The sequence below is a fragment of the Rhizobium sullae genome, from assembly GCF_025200715.1.
GTDB classification, from domain to species: domain Bacteria; phylum Pseudomonadota; class Alphaproteobacteria; order Rhizobiales; family Rhizobiaceae; genus Rhizobium; species Rhizobium sullae.
The window spans coordinates 855,977-873,207 of the sequence record NZ_CP104143.1; the positions used below are offsets into that span (position 1 = coordinate 855,977).

22 protein-coding genes are annotated in these 17,231 nt (G+C 61.1%); 6 read left to right on the top strand and 16 right to left on the bottom strand.

The features are described 5' to 3' along the window. Window positions 1–41: 41 nt before the first annotated feature. Window positions 42–1,037 carry an aldo/keto reductase gene (locus N2599_RS04250; RefSeq protein WP_027507427.1) on the top strand — a complete coding sequence of 332 codons (996 nt, stop codon included), beginning with the start codon at window positions 42–44 and terminating at the stop codon, window positions 1,035–1,037. Here N2599_RS04250 and N2599_RS04255 read toward each other — a convergent pair. The 3 genes from N2599_RS04255 to N2599_RS04265 form a co-directional block, all read right to left on the bottom strand. Continuing rightward, on the bottom strand, window positions 1,034–1,891 hold the full coding sequence (locus N2599_RS04255; protein ID WP_027507426.1) for an MOSC domain-containing protein: 858 nt from the start codon (window positions 1,889–1,891) through the stop codon (window positions 1,034–1,036). The genes N2599_RS04250 and N2599_RS04255 overlap by 4 nt on opposite strands. 9 nt (window positions 1,892–1,900) lie before the next feature. Beyond that, window positions 1,901–2,545 (bottom strand): HD domain-containing protein, encoded by a 645-nt coding sequence (locus N2599_RS04260; protein ID WP_027507425.1) that lies wholly within the window; start codon window positions 2,543–2,545, stop codon window positions 1,901–1,903. Between the two features lie 71 nt (window positions 2,546–2,616). Next, window positions 2,617–4,410 (bottom strand): putative bifunctional diguanylate cyclase/phosphodiesterase, encoded by a 1,794-nt coding sequence (locus N2599_RS04265; protein ID WP_027507424.1) that lies wholly within the window; start codon window positions 4,408–4,410, stop codon window positions 2,617–2,619. 435 nt (window positions 4,411–4,845) lie between these two features. Here N2599_RS04265 and N2599_RS04270 point away from each other — a divergent pair, with 435 nt between their 5' ends. Continuing rightward, entirely contained in the window at window positions 4,846–5,178 is a 333-nt protein-coding gene (locus N2599_RS04270; protein ID WP_027507423.1) for a hypothetical protein, read from the top strand. Between the two features lie 125 nt (window positions 5,179–5,303). Beyond that, the gene (locus N2599_RS04275) at window positions 5,304–5,819 is read left to right on the top strand and encodes a superoxide dismutase family protein (protein ID WP_027507422.1); all 516 of its coding nucleotides are present in this window, start codon (window positions 5,304–5,306) and stop codon (window positions 5,817–5,819) included. A gap of 27 nt (window positions 5,820–5,846) precedes the next feature. Here N2599_RS04275 and N2599_RS04280 read toward each other — a convergent pair whose 3' ends face one another. From N2599_RS04280 to N2599_RS04320, 9 genes are all read right to left on the bottom strand, one after another. Next, complete coding sequence (locus tag N2599_RS04280; RefSeq protein ID WP_027507421.1) at window positions 5,847–6,422, bottom strand: hypothetical protein; 576 nt, start codon at window positions 6,420–6,422, stop codon at window positions 5,847–5,849. Window positions 6,423–6,482: 60 nt separating this feature from the next. Then, a complete protein-coding gene (locus N2599_RS04285) occupies window positions 6,483–7,379 on the bottom strand; it encodes a mechanosensitive ion channel family protein (protein ID WP_027507420.1) in 897 nt (298 codons plus the stop codon). A gap of 32 nt (window positions 7,380–7,411) precedes the next feature. Further along, window positions 7,412–7,942 carry a tyrosine phosphatase family protein gene (locus N2599_RS04290; RefSeq protein ID WP_027507419.1) on the bottom strand — a complete coding sequence of 177 codons (531 nt, stop codon included), beginning with the start codon at window positions 7,940–7,942 and terminating at the stop codon, window positions 7,412–7,414. Beyond that, a complete protein-coding gene (locus tag N2599_RS04295) occupies window positions 7,939–8,514 on the bottom strand; it encodes an HD domain-containing protein (protein WP_037140711.1) in 576 nt (191 codons plus the stop codon). Before N2599_RS04295 ends, N2599_RS04290 begins: the two co-directional genes overlap by 4 nt. A 26-nt stretch (window positions 8,515–8,540) precedes the next feature. Then, complete coding sequence (gene ygfZ / locus N2599_RS04300; protein ID WP_027507417.1) at window positions 8,541–9,380, bottom strand: CAF17-like 4Fe-4S cluster assembly/insertion protein YgfZ; 840 nt, start codon at window positions 9,378–9,380, stop codon at window positions 8,541–8,543. A gap of 78 nt (window positions 9,381–9,458) precedes the next feature. Next, on the bottom strand, window positions 9,459–10,208 hold the full coding sequence (locus N2599_RS04305; RefSeq protein ID WP_027507416.1) for a hypothetical protein: 750 nt from the start codon (window positions 10,206–10,208) through the stop codon (window positions 9,459–9,461). An 11-nt stretch (window positions 10,209–10,219) separates the two neighbouring features. Further along, a complete protein-coding gene (locus tag N2599_RS04310) occupies window positions 10,220–10,477 on the bottom strand; it encodes a hypothetical protein (RefSeq protein WP_027507415.1) in 258 nt (85 codons plus the stop codon). Window positions 10,478–10,577: 100 nt separating this feature from the next. Next, complete coding sequence (locus N2599_RS04315; protein ID WP_027507414.1) at window positions 10,578–11,033, bottom strand: TIGR02301 family protein; 456 nt, start codon at window positions 11,031–11,033, stop codon at window positions 10,578–10,580. A gap of 36 nt (window positions 11,034–11,069) precedes the next feature. Beyond that, window positions 11,070–11,486, bottom strand: a complete 417-nt coding sequence (locus tag N2599_RS04320; RefSeq protein ID WP_027507413.1) for an NUDIX hydrolase — start codon at window positions 11,484–11,486, stop codon at window positions 11,070–11,072. Window positions 11,487–11,566: 80 nt separating this feature from the next. On the opposite strand from N2599_RS04320, the gene N2599_RS04325 reads away from it, so the two are divergent. The 3 genes from N2599_RS04325 to N2599_RS04335 are packed head-to-tail and all read left to right on the top strand — an operon-like array spanning window position 11,567 to window position 13,337. Then, on the top strand, window positions 11,567–11,887 hold the full coding sequence (locus N2599_RS04325; RefSeq protein ID WP_027507412.1) for a YnfA family protein: 321 nt from the start codon (window positions 11,567–11,569) through the stop codon (window positions 11,885–11,887). A 31-nt stretch (window positions 11,888–11,918) separates the two neighbouring features. Beyond that, complete coding sequence (locus tag N2599_RS04330) at window positions 11,919–12,680, top strand: SOS response-associated peptidase (protein ID WP_027507411.1); 762 nt, start codon at window positions 11,919–11,921, stop codon at window positions 12,678–12,680. Between the two features lie 27 nt (window positions 12,681–12,707). Beyond that, window positions 12,708–13,337: a LysE/ArgO family amino acid transporter gene (locus N2599_RS04335; RefSeq protein ID WP_027507410.1), complete on the top strand. Its 630-nt coding sequence runs from the start codon at window positions 12,708–12,710 to the stop codon at window positions 13,335–13,337. On the opposite strand, the gene N2599_RS04340 is transcribed toward N2599_RS04335, so the two are convergent. The 4 genes from N2599_RS04340 to N2599_RS04355 all read right to left on the bottom strand — a co-directional run bounded on the left by N2599_RS04340 (window position 13,334) and on the right by N2599_RS04355 (window position 17,214). Then, window positions 13,334–13,477 (bottom strand): hypothetical protein, encoded by a 144-nt coding sequence (locus N2599_RS04340; protein WP_165928296.1) that lies wholly within the window; start codon window positions 13,475–13,477, stop codon window positions 13,334–13,336. The genes N2599_RS04335 and N2599_RS04340 overlap by 4 nt on opposite strands. A gap of 157 nt (window positions 13,478–13,634) precedes the next feature. Beyond that, entirely contained in the window at window positions 13,635–14,480 is an 846-nt protein-coding gene (gene pssA, locus N2599_RS04345) for a CDP-diacylglycerol--serine O-phosphatidyltransferase (protein ID WP_027507409.1), read from the bottom strand. Window positions 14,481–14,497: 17 nt separating this feature from the next. Then, a complete protein-coding gene (locus N2599_RS04350; RefSeq protein ID WP_027507408.1) occupies window positions 14,498–15,196 on the bottom strand; it encodes a phosphatidylserine decarboxylase in 699 nt (232 codons plus the stop codon). A gap of 140 nt (window positions 15,197–15,336) precedes the next feature. Then, window positions 15,337–17,214: an ABCB family ABC transporter ATP-binding protein/permease gene (locus N2599_RS04355; protein ID WP_027507407.1), complete on the bottom strand. Its 1,878-nt coding sequence runs from the start codon at window positions 17,212–17,214 to the stop codon at window positions 15,337–15,339. Between the last annotated feature and the right edge of the window lie 17 nt (window positions 17,215–17,231).

Sequence of the window (17,231 nt, forward strand, 5' to 3'; positions counted from 1 at the left end):
GCTCTCCCTATGTCTGCCCGTATTGTTCAAGGAGGATTTTCATGCTCACGAAAACAGATAATGCGACAACGATCATGCTCTGGAATGGCCGCGAGATTCCGCGGCTCGGCATGGGTTGCTGGGCGATCGGCGGGCCCTTTTTCGCAGGCGACGTGCCGCTCGGCTGGGGGGAGGTCGATGACGAAGAGTCGATCGAGGCCATTCACCGCGCCCTCGATCTCGGGATCTGCTTTTTCGACACGGCTTCGAATTATGGCGCCGGGCATTCGGAAGAGGTCGTCGGCCGTGCGATCGGCAACCGCCACGATATCGTCATCGCCACGAAATTCGGCTTTGCCACCGACGAGAAAACGAAGCAGGCAACGGGCGCCTTTGCCGATCCGGCTTTCATCCGCAAATCGGCGGAAACCTCGCTGCGCCGGCTGAAGCGCGAGCGGCTCGATCTCCTGCAATTCCACCTGAACGACTTTCCGCTGGAAGCTTCAGACGAAGTTTTCGGCGTGCTTGAGGCCTTGAGGGCCGAAGGCAAGATCGACGCCTTCGGCTGGAGCACGGATTTCGCGGATCGCGCCGCCCGCCACGCAGGCCACAATGGTTTTGTTTCCGTCCAGCATACGATGAATGTCTTCGAGCCAGTCCCGGCCATGATCGATGTGATCGAGAAGAACGGCCTGCTGTCGATCAACCGCGGCCCCTTGGCCATGGGGCTTCTCACCGGCAAGTTCACCGCAGACAAGGCAGTCGGCGCCAAGGATGTCCGCGGCGCAAGCCTCGACTGGATGGTCTATTTCAAGGATGGGCGCATCGCGCCGGAATTCGCCGCAAGCCTGGAGGCCGTTCGCGATCTGCTGACCACCGGCGGCCGCACGCTGACACAAGGGGCTCTTGCCTGGCTATGGGCACGCTCGCCGCGCACGCTGCCCATTCCTGGCTTCCGCACCGTCGCCCAGGTTGAGGAAAACGCCGGCGCCTTGGAAAAGGGACCGCTGCCTGACGAGGTGATGACGAAGATCGATGCCGCGCTGGCGGGCCGTTAATCCGCCGCGCGCACCTTGAACGCCCAGCCTTCCGGCCGTTCCTCGACGACGGTCACAGCGTCGCCGATCGCGATGCTGCCGGTGCCGCGCGGCGTAACGTTCCAGCCGAAAATCGGGCCCGGCACGCGGCGGTCTGCCGACATGCGGATGCGGCCCATCGCGGGCATCGGGCTTGGAACCTCGCGCGAGCCGGTCATCTGGTCCTGCGTCGTCATGATGCAGCGCGCGCAGGGCTTCACGAGATCGAAGCGGATGCCGCCGATCTCGATTGCCGCCCAGCGGTCTTCCGGCCAGGCTTCGTCGGTGTCGATGACGATGTTCGGCCGGAAGCGCTCCATGCCGACGCTGCCTTCCGCATGCTTGGCGAGATTGGCGTTGAGCGCTTTCAGCGAACCGGTCGTTGTCACCAGGATCTGATAGCCGTCGGCGAACGTCACGGGCGTCCCATCACCCGCCCATTCGGCACTTGCGATGCGTCGCGCCTGGCCATCGAAGAAAATCAGCTTCACGTCACGTCCGAGCCATTCGGAAAGCCGCGCATTGCTTTCGTCGTCGGCAACTGCGGCATTTACCAAGGATTTCCAGACGACGACATCCATCCGGCGGTCGGGCTGCGGCACTGGCACGGCAATATCCGGCTTTCCGGCCATCAGCAGCCGGAAAGCGTTCGGCTCGGGTCGCACTTCGATCCGGGCAAGTGCGGGCAATTCGCGCTGCGTGATGAAATGACCGGCCGGATCCGTCACCATGGCGCGGCGGTCGCCGGGAAGGCCGAATGCGTCGACCGCCGAGAAAGGAATGGCGATGCCGCGGGCGCTCTTGAGCGGATAGATAAAAAGATCGCTGACGCGCATTCTGTTCCCCTAAATCTCGTCCATGAACGCCGCGAGGAAATCCCGAAGACGTTTGTCGCGTTCGGCTGCAAGGGCGCGTCCTGCCGCCGTCTGAAATCCGTCGGCAAGTTTGAACAGCTTTGTCTGGAAATGGTCAATGGCGTAGCGCCGGTCGTCGAGCGGGCGGTGTTCGGCAGCCGGGTCGAACGGATCATAAAGGCCGGAAGCCATGCGCCCGCCGATATAAAAACAGCGCGCCGCGCCCACCATGCCGATTGCGTCGAGGCGGTCGGAATCCTGCAATATCCGCGCTTCGAGGGTTTCCGGCGTGATGTTGGCGGAAAAGCTGTGTGTGGTGATCGCATGTGCAACGGCCGCAATTTCCTCTGCCGTCCAGCCCAGTTCCTTCAGGATGCCGGACGCCTTTTGTGCCGCGAGCGCCGAAGCTTTGGAGCGCAGCGGCGAACTTTTTTCGACCGCGACGCAGTCATGGAGCAGCACGGCGGCGGACAGGATTCGACCGTTTCCGCCCTCTGTCGCGTGTATGCGCATCGCATTGCGGAAGACGCGCAGGATATGGGCAAGATCATGAGACCCATCATCGCCCTCCGTGGCATAGGGAATGAGTTCGGCCGCGAGGCTTTCGAAGGGAGAGAAGGCCTTGGCCTCGAACATGCGTGTCACCGGAATTTTGCAAAAACTGGGCTACCGCATAAAGCTTCCGGACACGAGTCGCAATGAAGCACTCAGCTCGCCTTCGCCATGGATCCGGAGCGTGATGCCGAAAGCAGGCGAGCGACATCAGGTGCCGGCGCCGGCGGGCTGATGTAGTAGCCCTGAATTTCGTCGCATTCCTCGCTTTCGAGCAGGCTCTTCTGCTCGGCCGTCTCGACGCCCTCGACCGTGACGCGCATGCCGAGCGCATCTCCGAGCAGGATGATCGCGTGCATGATCGCGTAGGCTTCCTTGTTTTCGGCTATACCGCTGACGAAGGACTTGTCGATCTTGATTTTGTCGAAGGGAAAGCTGCTGAGGTAGCTCAGCGACGAATAGCCGGTGCCGAAATCGTCCATGGAAATCCTGGTGCCGCGCTCTTTCAGGGCATGGAGGATCGGCAGCGTATCGCCGAGGTTTTCCATCAGCACGCTTTCGGTAATCTCCAGTTCCAGCCGCGCCGGCGATATCGCCGCCTCCGCGACTGCCTCATCGACATCGGCCAGCAGATCGCTGCTGGTGAACTGGATCGCCGAGACGTTGACGGCGATCTTGATGTCTTCCGGCCAGCACGCTGCTTCGCTGCACGCTTTTTTCAGGACCCAGCGCCCGATATCGACGACAAGGCCGACCTCTTCGGCGAGCGGAATGAACTCCATCGGCGCCACGCGTCCGCGCGTCGGATGGTTCCAGCGCACGAGCGCTTCGAAGCCGCAGATGCGCTGCTGGCGCAGATCGTAGAGCGGCTGGTAGTGCAACTCGAATTCGTCGTTCTGCAGCGCTAGGCGAAGGTCGGCTTCGAGCGCGTGACGGGCCTGGATGCGGGAGGCCATCTCGCTCGTGAAGAAGCGCTCGTGTTTGCGCCCGTCCGCCTTGGCCTGCGAGAGCGCGACGCCGGCATTGCGGAGCAGCACGTCCGTCTCGGCGCCGTCCTCGGGAGCGACTGCGATTCCCATCGAGACGCTGAGTTCGATCTGCTTGTCGCCGCGAAAGAAGGGCTCGGAAAGTTCGCGGCGGATCTGGTCGGCAAGCGCGGTAACATTCCACGGCTGCTGCCTTCCGCGTTGAAGGATCGCGAATTCGTCGGAGCCGAGGCGGGCCAGCATGTTCTCGCTGCCAGCCGATGCGCGGATGCGTTCGGCAACTTGGCGGAGGATGGTGTCGCCGGTCGAAACGCCCATCGTATTGTTGATGGATTTAAATCGGTCGAGGTTGAGGTGTACGAGCGCGATCTGCTCGTCTGGCGCACGCTCGGAAAGGGCAGCATCGACCTGCTCGCGAAAACGGATGCGGTTCGGCAGCCCGGTCAGCGGATCGTGATGGGCAAGATGTGCGATCCGCTCGGCTGCCTTTCGTTCTTCGGTGATATCGGAATGGATCGCGATATTGCTGCCGTCCGGCAAGACGGTCACAACACTCAAGATAACGCGGCCGTCGTCCATCAGCCATTCGCGCCGGCGGATTTTCCCTTGGCCGGGCGGCGCGGTACGCTCATCTTTGGAGCGGAACGCGGATCGTGCCACCTTCCTCTCCTTTCCGTGGATATTGGTGCTGAGAGCCTGCACAGGAACGCCGGGGACTGCCTGATCGTCGGAGAAACCGAAGATCTGACGGAATCGACCGTTGCAAAGGGTCAGGCGTTGTGCCGAATCGAAGACGCTGAGACCCAGCGGCAGGTTGTCGAGCACGAGTGCGAAGAGGGCCCGCCCGCGGCCATGGCTTCGATAGGTCTCGATGACAAGCGCCATCAGGCGCTGCGCATCGACAGAACCGTCATCATTTACGGCTTGGGTGCATTGCTGCCAAAAGAGCGTTTCAGCATCCATGAGGGTAATATCCTGCATGCAGACCGCTGCAACTCATCGCAGGCCCCATCACCTCAAGTCTGGGCAGGAAGCGCTGCGCTTTGCACCGCGCATGCAAAGGCCTTTCTGAAAATCTTTGAAATAATCAATTTAAACGATGCCGGAAATGACCGGTCCTGCTGCGGCAACCCGTTGCAATCATTATCTGTTAGCCGAATTAACAATCGGTTGCCTGCAAAACATATAGGAAATCGCATATGTCATGCCATGCCATGCGCACGCGTTGGATGCAAGGCAGCAAATCTCGTATAAAGGGTTTGTCAATCTTGGTTACTGAGAAGTTAACAGCTTATTGACCCGACTCGCAAATCAGTTTATCCACCGAGTCAGTTTTGATTGTTTCCTATCGTATTGCGTACAGACATCACCGGCAAAAGGCGGTGTACGGAGGTTTGTATGACTCAAGTTTCATCTGTTTCAGAAACATCCTATGCCTATTTGGCAACCCTTTCGCGGCTGGACGCGAATGGCGACGGCGTGTTGAGCCGCGGGGAGCGTGCAGCTGATGAAAAGCCCGGCATTCTCAAGCAGTTCGGCGAAGACGACGCGGAACGCCAGTCGCGCTCCAAGGCTGGCGACAATGTTCTTGCACTCATGATCGGTCTAGGCGACCGCGACGCCGGGAGCGTTGCTTCGAATTCTCAGGATACGGCAGGTCAGGCCGATGATCATGCCTTCGAACTCTACCGCAATACATACGGCCAGTACGACCTCGATATTGCGTCCTGATCCTGACCTGCGGCAATTGAAGCCGACCCGCGTGGCCGGCTTTTTGTTTGCCTGATCTGCGGCAGGAACACCTTCCTCCATGAGGCGTTGGGAACAATAAGCTCCCAAAAATGGAAGGAATCGCGATGGCAAGGATAGTCACGATTGCGGTATTCGCAGTTGCCGCATCAGCGTCGATGGCATTTGCGCAGGATAAGCAGACAGCGGTTGCAAATTTTGTCGGCGAAGACGGCAAGGAGAACGGCCGTGCGATGCTGACGGCTGCGGCAAATGGCGGCTTGTTGATCGAACTCGAAGTCTCTGGACTTCCGGCAAACAGGTGGGTGGGTTTTCACGTCCACGAAGTCGGCAAATGCGACGCGGCCACCCATCATGAATCGGCTGGCAAGCATTTCAATCCGACGCAGGCCGAGCACGGCATACTGACCGCCAAGGGTCCGCACGCCGGTGACATGCCGAACCAGTATGTCGGCCAGGATGGCGTCCTGCGCGCGCAGGTCTTTGACGGCATGGTGTCGCTCGATGATAAGAAGGACGGCATTCGCGGCCGCGCGCTGATGATCCATGCGAATTCGGACGATTATCGCAGCCAGCCGGCGGGCGATGCGGGCGCAAGGCTCGCTTGCGGTGTTGTCGAATGACAGTGAGGGCGGCTGAGACCGCCTTTTTCAACTGTAGTAGAAACGCTCGGCGTACCAGTCCGTCGAAGCCATAGGCTTTTCCTGCGCAACCCAGCGGGCGATATCGCTCTCCTCCAGCAAATCGGCCGTTATCTGGTCCTCGAGGCCGACGAAGATCAGATTGGTATTTTCCCGAAGACGCGGATTCTCCGCACGGCCCATCCGGCTGTCGTTGGCACTGTGAAGCAGGTCCATCCGCACATAAAAGAACTCCGGCTGGTAGCTCATCTCGCTTGCCTCATTGAAGGCATGCGCAACATCGATGACAGACTTCGCCGGACCGCCATACGCCGTAATCGCCTCGTTAAGCCCGAAAGTTGCTCCGTAGAGACCGGCGGAGCGGACGGGAATGATGGTGATTTCGCCGTTCGTCAGATCGATCTGCTGGCCGGAAAAGCGGGCCGTTTGGCCGTCGGACGCGCCGCGGAAGAAATAGGAAAAGCGGCCGCGCGTCAGATAGATCGCCTGCCAGCGGAAACGGGCATAGTCCTCCGACCGCCCGGTAAGACCCTTCAGGGTTTCCAGGCACTGCAGAAACGTATCGCGGTAGTTCGGCAGCGGCATCGGTCAGTCTCCTTGGGAAGTTAACCGATGGCGAGTCAAAACGTTCCGTGCGCCAGTGGCCTACCGGCTTTTCCGTTCTCGCATTTTTGGCTCGTCTGCTGTCATTTCGGCATCGGCGGCGGCCGGTCCGGGCTGCGCTGCAGCGCCGGATGGAGGAATGAGATGCCCGGCCTCATCGATCGCAAGCTTGGCGCGCTTGATCATGTCGCGGCTCACGCCCCACCAGTCTCCGGTCTTGGCCCAATAGCGCAGGGTGAGACCAATCGTGGCGCCGCTCATGCTGTCGATGAAGACGGCCGGTGCTGGCGTTTTCAGCACGCGCGGATCGGCTTTGGCAAAGCCGAGCAATCGCTCCATGGCCACATCGGCATCGTCTTCGTAGGCAAGGCTTATCTTCAACTCGTTCTGGCGCGTCGGTTCCCGGCTGTAATTGGTGATCGGCGTGTTCCAGAGGATCGAATTGGGCGCGAGGCGATAGAGCCCGTCACCCGTCTTGAACTCCGTGGCGAAGAGACCGATCTCGCGCACCGTGCCCGAGACGCTGCTCGTCTCGATATACTCGCCGACCCGGAAGGGGCGCAGGATGAGCAGCATGATGCCCGCCGCGATATTCTGCAGCGTGCCCTGCAGCGCCAGTCCGATCGCCAGGCCCGCAGCACCAAGAGCGGCGATGATCGACGCAGTCTGAACGCCGAACTGGGCAAGAACCGTGACAAAAACGAGGATCAGCAATGCATAGCGCAACACATTTGTGAAGAAACGCACCAACGTTTCGTCGATGCCGCGCACCCGCGACATGCCTTCATAGGCCCAACGGCTCACGAAACGCGCCATGAGCCAGCCGCCGATCAGAAGGATGATCGCCCCGAGGATCGAGAATGAGTATTGCACGGCTAGCGCGCTTGCTTCGTTGAGTGCCGTTCTGGTTGCCGCGATGACGTCGGTTGCCTGCTCCATGCCAAGGCTAGATGGGGCAGGCGGCAGAAGCGTCAACCGCCGAATTCCGCGGCGACCGGCAGCACGAAAGGCGCATTGCCGTCGGTATCCGCGCCACGTCCGATGGCCCGGACGGCCTCCACCAGACGGCCCTTTCTCTGAAGAAGCACATCGCCGATCTCGACGATGCGCGCATTGGGCGTCGCATAGGGCGAGGCGCTGCGCAGGCGCTTTGCCAGCGCAATCTCGTCCTGGTCCGGCGCAAGCGAAAGAGCCGCGATCAGGGCGGCTGCGGGGGAGCGCGAAACCCCCATCCAGCAATGGATGAGCAAAGGCGAGCGTTGATCCCAGGCGGCGGCGAAGTCGATCAGCTGGCGCACATGCGCCTCCTCGGGCGCAACCAAGTTTCCCGTTCCCTTGAAGGCGATGTCGTTCATGTGCAGCAGCAGATGACGGTCGGCAGCAATCACGCCCGGACGGTGAAAGGCCTGTTCCTTCGCCATCAGGCTGATCATCTCCCGCGCCCCGTAGCGCACCGCCATTTCGGCGATCCGCGAAAGCGGTGAAACGACGATCCTTGTCATGGTTTCGCGCGCCTACGCATCGTTTCGATCGCTTCGAAGCGTTCACAGAACAGCCGCTGCGCCTCCAGCGCCGGAAGCGGCTCGATCAACAGCATGTCCTTGCTGACGCCACGCGGCTGGCCGAAGAATTTCTGCGCTTCGACCGGCGTGAAACCGGCAAGGCAGGTCGCCTCGAAATAGGCAGCGATCGTATCGGCCTTCTTGATCTTGTCCTTGAGTTCCCGCGAAGGATGCGGCGGCAGGCCAAAGCGCAGGTGAATCGCCGCCTCGAGCCGCCTCTCCACGACCTTGTAGCCGCCGCCCACCACCGCCTTGAAAGGCGAGATCATATCGCCGATCACATATTCCGGGGCATCGTGCAGCAGGGCCATCATGCAGTCGTCCGGCGTCGCATCGTTGAACCGCCGGAAGATGTCCTCGACGACGAGGCAGTGCTGGGCGACGGAAAAGGCGTGGTTCCCGGAGGTCTGGCCGTTCCAGCGCGCGACACGTGCCAGACCATGGGCGATATCACTGAGTTCGACATCAAGCGGCGAGGGATCCAGCAGATCGAGGCGCCGGCCGGAAAGCATGCGTTGCCATGCACGCGGCTCCTTGCTCACGCGCTCGCCTCGTCGGTGCTGGCAGGGAAGGTGAGGCCGGACCAGGGCGGCAGCGTCAGCGAAACTGTCGTCTCTCCCGCCAAGAGCGGAGTGCCATTTGCGATCGCTTCGCCAACGCGATCGATGCGGACGATCGCAAGTCCATTTCTGCCGGCGACCGTGCCCAAAGTGCCGACCGGCTTTCCGGTCGCGGTGATTTCGGTCCCTGTTGCCGGAAGATCAGCATCCGCGCTGACCGATACGACACGCCGCCGCGCGGTGCCGCGATGCTGCATGCGGGAAACCACTTCCTGACCGACATAGCATCCCTTCCTGAAGGAAAGCCCGCCGTTCAGATCCAGCAGCACGTCATGCGGAAACGCGTCCTGCAGGGCGAAATCCGCACCGGAAATCGCAACGCCGTGCGCAGCGCGCAACGCATCGTAAAGTGCGGCATCCGCCGCGCCGTGATTGCCGCCGCGGCGCAGAAGCACCACCCCGGCCTTGGCAAAGCGGCTGTCGGCCACGCCTTCGGCGGTGTCGTCGTCCCAAGAAACGGTAACGCCAGGCTCTTCGACTACCTCAAGTGTCACAGCGGCACGCAGCTTGTACATGGTAAGCCGCTTCACGAGCGCTTCCCGCTGCCCCGCGTCCGTCTCGATGACGAAATCGGTGCCGTCGCGCCAGATCATGAAGTCGAACAGGATCTTTCCCTGCGGCGTCAGCAGTGCACCCGGCCGCGCTTCGCTCGCGGAAAGCGAGATGATGTCGGTCGTAATGAGATTGTGCAGGAAGGATTCGGCGTCGGCGCCGCAGACGCGGATAAGCGCGCGATCGTTCAGAAAGACGGCTGGCATGGCGAAACCTGTGCGTTCGTTATCGCTCAGAAGTAGGTCTTCCGTGCACCTGCTGCAAGCGGGATTGAAAGGTTGAAGTCAGTCGCCGGCGGTGAAGAACTTCCATTTGCCAGCAGGCGTGATGCCGAGACGATAGAAGTTGTAGCCTCCGAATTCCTGCATGTCGGAAAGATCGCCCGCGGTAACGATGCGCAGCAGTTCCACCCGCTCCGGCGGCGTCAGCGTCTTGAGGTCCTTCTCGGCGAAATAAGGCCAGACATACATCTCGTCCGGCGTGCCTGCGCCGACATGCACGAGGCCGGTCGAGATCACGTCGAGCATGATAGCAAGGATCTCGTCGCCGTCTGGATCGCCCGAAAGGTCTTTCAGCGTGCCGATCGGGTCGTCTGTCGGCTCGCCCACTGTCACCTGCGTCTGCTCGGCACCAGTGCCGAAGAGCGGTCGCAGGCGTTCCAGATCGCCGGACGCGGCGGCTTCCACGATCTGCTCGCGCATGCGGCGCACGGGTTCCGGCACCTTGCTGATGTCGTAGATCACGTCGACCGGCTTCGAATCGTCGTTGGCGCCGGGTGTCGTGTCCGCGCTTTGGCTGCTGTCCTTGTTGACGAGGGGATCCGGCATCGGCACGCCGGGGGACGTGGAAGGCGGTGTCTGGGACTGCTCGGGGTTTTCCTGATCGGCCGCCTGTGGATCGGCTTGGCCCGGAATCTTCTGCAGTTCAGAAAGAGCATTTGCCGAAGGAGCCGCCAGAATGCCGGCGCTGAAACAAACAGCGAGGAGGAGCGGCGCGATCGAAGGCCGCGATACGGTGTCCTTACCGGTACGCATGGGACTCTCTATTATTGCAGGGTGCGGTTCGGAGAAAATTCGCCACCCAACATACGTTCACGCAACGAATCAAGCAGTGCCTCTGCGCCCTTTTCGCCATGACGGCGGATCGTTTCGCGCAACGCTTGAACGATTGCCGTATCGGCAATGATCTCTGGCTCGATACCATCAGCCATACCGTCGGCCCAGGCTTCGTTGTGGTACTCCAGAGCCGCCTGCATCTTTTCGTGGACGATCATATCGTCGATGTCATTGAGGCTTGGTTCCATCATTTCTTCCTCAAATTGCATGCCTTACTGCCTGGTTAACAAGTCTATCAGCCTTTTCCCAAAACGACACGCGCGCGAGTGAAAACAGGTTAATTAAACGCTAATTTCCAAAGCGCGAGGTAATTTCTGTGGCGAGTGTTGCACCTTCGTTACGGTAGCGCTCTTCTGCCACGATGGCCGATGGAGTGCAATCGGTGTAGACCGAAGCAAAAGCGCGGTAGCCGTGGTTGAACGCCGCCGTCAGCTTTTCCTTCCGCTGCGGTTCGTCTTTCGTCTCCGAATCCAGCAGCCTTTGCATGTCGCTTCGCCATTCACTGCCGCCCGGCGCCTTGCAGAGCGTGCGCAGGTAATGAACCGACCCGATCACTTCCGCCAGCCGCAAAAGCTTGTCGTCATAAGGCACGATGGCGGGCGCTGCAGGTATGGTTTCGGGCTCGACCGGCGGTGCCTTGTCCTGCGCCCATGCCACAGCGGCCATAGCCGAACCGGCGCAGACAACGAGAGACAAGAAGACGCGTCGAACGGGAATCATGCTGATAGTTGATACCCTCGCCATGACCGGAACAAGGCGGGCTGATGACTATCCACGCCGTTATTGTCGCACGGAGAGCCGTTCGGCGCATTCAAGCACCGACTGGGGCACCGGCAAGCGGCGGATTTCCTCGACGGTGTACCACCCGAGAGCGGCCGCGTCGTCCGAAGCTTCGGCGATCGCTTTCCCGTCAGCCTCTACGGTGAAAACCGAAAGGAGAAAATGGCTGCTGACGCTGCCGTCGGCGGCATGGGCCTTCAGGTCGTAGGCCGCAAAGAGCTGCGGATTATAGGCGCGGATGCCGGTCTCCTCCTCGAATTCGCGCAGCGCGGTCTGGTCCGGTGTCTCGCTATTTTCCGCCCGGCCGCCGGGAAAGGCATACATATCAGCAGACGGCGGGTTGCGGCGGAGTACGAGAAGGAAGCGGCCGTCGCGCTCAAGGATCGCCGAAGACGCTGCTCTTGGATTTGAAGTCATGACCTGCCGTCTCTACACTCAGCCGGGATTTCCGTATTCTCGTTTTGAATATTCAATCGCCGATTCGAAGGGAAGCGTGCCTGACCTACATCATCTACGCTTTTGCGGCCCTTTTTGAAATCGCCGGTTGCTTCGCCTTCTGGGCATGGCTCCGGATAGGCAAGCCGGTCTGGTGGCTCGCGCCGGGCATGGTTTCGCTTGCGCTTTTCGCCTGGCTTCTGACGCTGGTGCCGAGCGAGGCGGCCGGCCGCACCTTCGCAGCCTATGGCGGCATTTATATCGTCGCATCACTTTTATGGCTGTGGCTTGTGGAAAATCGCGTTCCGGACCGCTGGGATATCGGCGGCGCGGCCGTCTGCCTTGCAGGGGCGGCGATCATCCTCTTCGGGCCGCGGCCTTGACCGCTGCAAAACAGGGTGCAAAGACAACGTCATGTGCGGACGCTATGCCTTGACGCTGACCCCCGAGGAGTTGAAGGAGATACTTGGGCTTCTGGAGCTTGAGGACTTTCCCGCTCGCTACAATATTGCGCCGACACAGCCGATTCTCGTCGTCGTTTCCGGCGAAACGCAGGTGAGGGGCAGCAATCTTCCGGATCGTCGCGCCGTGCTGGTGCGTTGGGGCTTCACGCCATCCTGGGTGAAGGATCCCAAGGAATTTCCGCTGCTCATCAATGCGCGGGCCGAAACCGCGACCGGCAAGGCATCCTTCCGTGCCGCGATGCGCCATCGCCGCGTGCTCGTCCCGGCCTCCGGCTTTTACGAGTGGCACCGTCCCTCGAAGGAAAGCGGAGAGAAACCGCAGGCCTATTGGATCAGGCCTCGCCGCGGCGGCGTGGTCGCTCTCGCCGGCCTGATGGAAACCTGGTCGTCCGCGGACGGCTCGGAAGTCGATACGGGCGCGATCCTGACCACAGCCGCCAACGCGTCCATTGCATCGATCCACGACCGCATGCCGGTCGTCATCAAGCCGGAGGATTTCGCTCGCTGGCTCGACTGCAAAACGCAGGAGCCGCGGGATGTCGCTGGCTTGATGCGGCCCGCAGAAGAGGACTTCTTCGAAGCGATCCCCGTCTCTGACAAAGTCAATAAGGTCATCAATATGGGGGCCGATCTGCAAACGCCCGTCGTTGTCGAGAAGCCGCCGAAACCGCCCGGCAAGAAACCTGGCGGCGATCAACTCAGCTTCTTCTGAAACCTCACATCATTCAGCATTTTCCGGATAACAAATGTTCTCGATCTCGGCTGCCCTTTCGGTTTCTTCCTCGGCGCATCCCTCATCATTGCGATCGGTGCACAGAATGCTTTCGTGCTACGCCAGGGGCTGCTGCGCTCGCATGTCTTCGTCATCTGCCTGATCTGCGCTCTGTCGGATGCGCTGCTGATCGCAGCCGGCGTCGCCGGCCTCGGAACCCTGATCTCGCATTCGCCGGGGCTGATTTCCGTCGTGACGCTCGGCGGCGCGATCTTTCTCGGTGTCTATGCCGTCATGGCCTTCCGCCGCTCGCTGCATCCCGGCGTCATGAAGGCGGGAGCACCAGACGGACTGAGCCTGAAGGCCGCCGTTGCCACCTGCCTGGCCTTCACATTCCTCAATCCGCATGTCTATCTGGATACGGTCGTCCTGCTCGGCAGCCTTTCGGCCGCCTACCAGGGTTCGGATCGAATCGCCTACGGGGCAGGGGCTGCCGTCGGGTCATTCCTCTGGTTTTTCGGGCTGGGATATGGCGCGCGTCTGCTGCAGCCGGTCTTCGCAAAACCCGCCGCGTGGCGGGTCCTCGATGTCATCATCGGTATCGTCATGAGCCTGCTGGCAATCAGCCTACTCGTTCGGTTCTTCCGTCCGGCTTAGGAGACTTTCTTGACGATGGGCGGCTTGCTCTTCAGCATCAGCGCGGCGGCCAGTACGGCCTTGAGGCCGACCGGGCGGTAATGTGTACTCAGATCCGGTTTTGCCGCTTGTTCCGCCTGATCCGTCTTATTCGAACTCACGATACTCTCCTTACGTTTCCCTAGACTTTTATTATTTTGCTCTTTTGTCGCCAAAGACGACAAAATAGAGGCATGGCTTGTCAGGAATTGTGTACGCCAATCACATCGCGCGAGGCGAAGCCCCGCGCTCGGTGCGGCGTATCGGAGGAGCATGAAATCAGATGTGGCGGCCGATATCGTCGTCGCCGTCGCCCGGCTCTTCGATCGTGAGCGTGCCGTACTTCAGCCGCCACTTGCGTGCCCCAAAGGGCAGCGACAGCAGGTAGACGATGACGGTGAACACCATAACTTCCCACGTGAAGCTCATCAGCAGGGCGACATAAAGCACGACACCGAGCATCAGCGGCAGCACGAGATCGCGCCGCAGGCGGCTGCCTTCCGACTTGCCGGACCAGACGGGCAGGCGGCTGATGAGCAGGAAAGCGATCAGGACCGTATAGGCCGAAGAGATATAGGCGAAGGTGCGGTCCTCGGTGAGGCCGAGGAATCCGAGATAGACGGGCAGGAGCACCAGCATGGCCCCGGCAGGCGCGGGCACGCCGACGAAATATTCGGATTGCCAGGGCGCGCGGCTTTCCCGTTCCGCCATGACGTTGAAACGGGCAAGGCGGAGGCCGGCGGCGATCGCATAGATCAGCGCGGCGATCCAGCCGATGGAGCGCGCGCTGTCGAGCGCAAAGACATAGACGACAAGCGCCGGCGCAACCCCGAAATTGACGATGTCGGCGAGAGAATCCATCTGTGCGCCGAACTTGGAGGTTGCTTTCATCAGGCGGGCGATGCGCCCGTCGATGCCGTCGAGAAAGGCGGCCAGCAGCACCATCATCACCGCCAGCTCGTAGCGGCCTTCGAAAGCGAGGCGGATGCCGGTCAGCCCCGCGCAGATCGCCAGGATCGTGATGAGATTGGGAACGACGAGCCGCAGCGGAATTTCGCGGAGCCGCGGACCGCGCGCCGAATCGTTGGGGCCGTTCGGTTCAAAGGGCGGAAAAGGCGTCTCCATAGCGCGCTCCATTCGTTCTAGCTGCGGCGGCTGATGACCGGCCCTTTGGGGGAGCCGAATTCAGCAAGCACCGTTTCGCCGGCAATTGCCGTCTGGCCGAGCGATACACGCGCCGCCGCGCCGGCAGGAAGGAATACGTCGAGTCTGGAGCCGAAGCGGATAAGGCCGAAACGCTCGCCGGCATCCAGCGGCTCGTTGTTATTGGCCCAGCACAGAATACGGCGGGCGACGAGGCCAGCGATCTGCACGACGCCGACCTGGCCGTGGACGGTCTCGATCACCAGGCCATTGCGCTCGTTGTCCTCGCTCGCCTTGTCGAGCTCGGCATTCACGAAGCTGCCCGACCGGTAGTTGATGCTGACGACGCGGCCGCGCACCGGCGAGCGGTTCACATGGCAGTTGAAGACGTTCATGAAGACGGAGATGCGCAGCATCGGCTCGCTGCCGAGATCGAGCTCGGCGGGTGGGGTGACCATCTGGATCGAGGAAACCTTGCCGTCGGCCGGCGAGATCACCAGATCGTCATCCTGCGGCGTCATGCGCTCGGGATCGCGGAAGAAGTAAGCGCACCAGAGCGTCAGGACGAGACCGACCCAGAAGAGTGGCTCGAATATCCAGCCAAGGATCAGCGAGGCTACGAAGAACGCGGCGACGAATACATAGCCTTCCTTGTGCACCGGAACGATGGTGTTTCGAACGGTATTGAGCAAGCTCATCGACGCTGGTCTCCTCGCGCTTTTTCGTTCCCGCTGGTTATAGAAAAAGTCCTGCGGGAGCAATGCCGTGCCGCTTCCGCTCAACCTTATGGCATGGTTCTAAACAGCAAAACGGCAAAGCGGTCGTTTGGTTCGAACGCTCAGCTTGCCGGCGCGAGACGGGCAACGATGCCCAGGTCGTCGCTTTCGCGTACCTGTTTCAGATGTTCCTCCGCCTGCGTCGCTTCGCGCTGGCGGTTCCACATCGAGGCGTAGAGGCCGTCCTTCTCGAGCAGCGCCGCATGCGTACCGCGCTCGGTGATCTCGCCGCTCTTTAGCACGATGATCTCGTCGGCGCCGATGACGGTCGACAGGCGGTGAGCGATGACGAGTGTCGTGCGGTTTTTCGAAACGACGTCGAGGGCCGTCTGGATCTCCCGCTCCGTCGTCGTGTCGAGCGCCGAAGTCGCCTCGTCGAGGATCAGGATCGGCGGCGCCTTCAGAATCGTTCGGGCGATGGCGACGCGCTGTTTCTCGCCGCCCGAAAGTTTCAATCCGCGTTCGCCGACCTTGGTTTCGAAGCCTTCCGGCAGCAGTTCGATGAAATGCGCGATCTGGGCAATTTCCGCAGCCGCCTTCACCTCAGCATCGCTGGCCGACGGGCGGCCGTAGCGGATATTGTAGGCGACGGTATCGTTGAAGAGCACGGTATCCTGCGGCACCATGCCGATCGCCGAGCGAAGGCTTTTCTGCGTGACATGGCGGATATCCTGGCCGTCGACGGTGACCGCCCCACTCTGGATGTCATAGAAACGGTAGAGCAGGCGCGAAAGCGTCGATTTGCCGGCGCCCGAGGGGCCGACAACCGCGACCGTCTTGCCGGCCGGAACCTCGAAGGATATCCCCTTGAGGATCGGCCGCGCCGGATCGTAGGCGAAATGCACGTCCTTGAAGCTGATCGCGCCCTGGCCGATCTTGAGCGGTGCAGCGTTGGGCGCATCGGTTACTTCGGGCGTCACGTCGAGCAGGTCGAACATCTGTTCGATATCGGTAAGGCCCTGGCGGATTTCACGGTAGACGAAGCCGATGAAGTTGAGCGGCACGGAAAGCTGCAACAGCATGGAATTAACGAAAACGAAGTCGCCGATGGTCTGCTCGCCGCGCTGGACGGCAAAGGCTGAAAACAAGAGCATGACCGTCGTTCCGATGCCGAAGATGACGCCTTGGCCGAAGTTCAGCCAGCCGAGCGAGGTCCAGACATCGGTCGCCGCCTTCTCGTAGCTTTCCATCGACCTGTCGAAGCGTCTGGCCTCCATCTCCTCGTTGCCGAAATATTTGACGGTCTCGAAGTTGAGGAGGGAATCGATCGCCTTGGTGTTGGCGTCGGTATCGCTGTCGTTCATCGCCCGGCGGATGGCGATGCGCCAGTCGGACGCGCGGATCGTGAACCAGATATAGGCCCAGACGGTGAAGGCCGTCACCGCGAGATAGGAGAAGCCGTAGCCCCACCAGAAGATCACGGCCGTCAGCAGGAATTCGATGACGGTCGGAACCGAGTTCAGGATCGTGAAGCGAACGATCGTCTCGATGCCCTTGGTGCCGCGCTCGATGATGCGCGACAGCCCGCCGGTCTTGCGCTCCAGATGAAAGCGCAGCGAGAGTTCGTGGATATGCACGAACGTCCGGTAGGCGAGTTGGCGCACCGCATATTGCCCGACGCTGGCAAAGAGCGCGTCGCGCAGCTGATTGAGGCCAAGCTGGATCAGACGGGTGAGGTTATAGGCGATCACCAGTACCGTCGCGCCGACGAGGAGCGGCGGCAGCGTACCGGCGAGATCCACGCGGCCATTCAGGGCGTCGGTCGACCATTTGAAGAAATAGGGAACAAGCAGGAGCACGAACTTGGAGACGACCAAGTAGACCGTCGCCCAGACGACGCGCATCTTCAGGTCCGTCCGGCCGGAAGGCCACATGTAGGGCCAAAGATTGAAGAGCGTCCGCAGCAGGTTGGATTCCGAAACCGTCTTGCCGTTTGCCATGCCCATCTCCAGCCCGG

Bases quoted from the DNA above. Each gene is read 5' to 3' on its own strand.
- N2599_RS04250 (WP_027507427.1), top strand. From the start codon at position 42: ATGCTCACGAAAACAGATAATGCGACAACGATCATGCTCTGGAATGGC.
- N2599_RS04255 (WP_027507426.1), bottom strand. From the start codon at position 1,891: ATGCGCGTCAGCGATCTTTTTATCTATCCGCTCAAGAGCGCCCGCGGC.
- N2599_RS04260 (WP_027507425.1), bottom strand. From the start codon at position 2,545: ATGTTCGAGGCCAAGGCCTTCTCTCCCTTCGAAAGCCTCGCGGCCGAA.
- N2599_RS04265 (WP_027507424.1), bottom strand. From the start codon at position 4,410: ATGGATGCTGAAACGCTCTTTTGGCAGCAATGCACCCAAGCCGTAAAT.
- N2599_RS04270 (WP_027507423.1), top strand. From the start codon at position 4,846: ATGACTCAAGTTTCATCTGTTTCAGAAACATCCTATGCCTATTTGGCA.
- N2599_RS04275 (WP_027507422.1), top strand. From the start codon at position 5,304: ATGGCAAGGATAGTCACGATTGCGGTATTCGCAGTTGCCGCATCAGCG.
- N2599_RS04280 (WP_027507421.1), bottom strand. From the start codon at position 6,422: ATGCCGCTGCCGAACTACCGCGATACGTTTCTGCAGTGCCTGGAAACC.
- N2599_RS04285 (WP_027507420.1), bottom strand. From the start codon at position 7,379: ATGGAGCAGGCAACCGACGTCATCGCGGCAACCAGAACGGCACTCAAC.
- N2599_RS04290 (WP_027507419.1), bottom strand. From the start codon at position 7,942: ATGACAAGGATCGTCGTTTCACCGCTTTCGCGGATCGCCGAAATGGCG.
- N2599_RS04295 (WP_037140711.1), bottom strand. From the start codon at position 8,514: ATGCTTTCCGGCCGGCGCCTCGATCTGCTGGATCCCTCGCCGCTTGAT.
- ygfZ (WP_027507417.1), bottom strand. From the start codon at position 9,380: ATGCCAGCCGTCTTTCTGAACGATCGCGCGCTTATCCGCGTCTGCGGC.
- N2599_RS04305 (WP_027507416.1), bottom strand. From the start codon at position 10,208: ATGCGTACCGGTAAGGACACCGTATCGCGGCCTTCGATCGCGCCGCTC.
- N2599_RS04310 (WP_027507415.1), bottom strand. From the start codon at position 10,477: ATGGAACCAAGCCTCAATGACATCGACGATATGATCGTCCACGAAAAG.
- N2599_RS04315 (WP_027507414.1), bottom strand. From the start codon at position 11,033: ATGGCGAGGGTATCAACTATCAGCATGATTCCCGTTCGACGCGTCTTC.
- N2599_RS04320 (WP_027507413.1), bottom strand. From the start codon at position 11,486: ATGACTTCAAATCCAAGAGCAGCGTCTTCGGCGATCCTTGAGCGCGAC.
- N2599_RS04330 (WP_027507411.1), top strand. From the start codon at position 11,919: ATGTGCGGACGCTATGCCTTGACGCTGACCCCCGAGGAGTTGAAGGAG.
- pssA (WP_027507409.1), bottom strand. From the start codon at position 14,480: ATGGAGACGCCTTTTCCGCCCTTTGAACCGAACGGCCCCAACGATTCG.
- N2599_RS04350 (WP_027507408.1), bottom strand. From the start codon at position 15,196: ATGAGCTTGCTCAATACCGTTCGAAACACCATCGTTCCGGTGCACAAG.
- N2599_RS04355 (WP_027507407.1), bottom strand. From the start codon at position 17,214: ATGGCAAACGGCAAGACGGTTTCGGAATCCAACCTGCTGCGGACGCTC.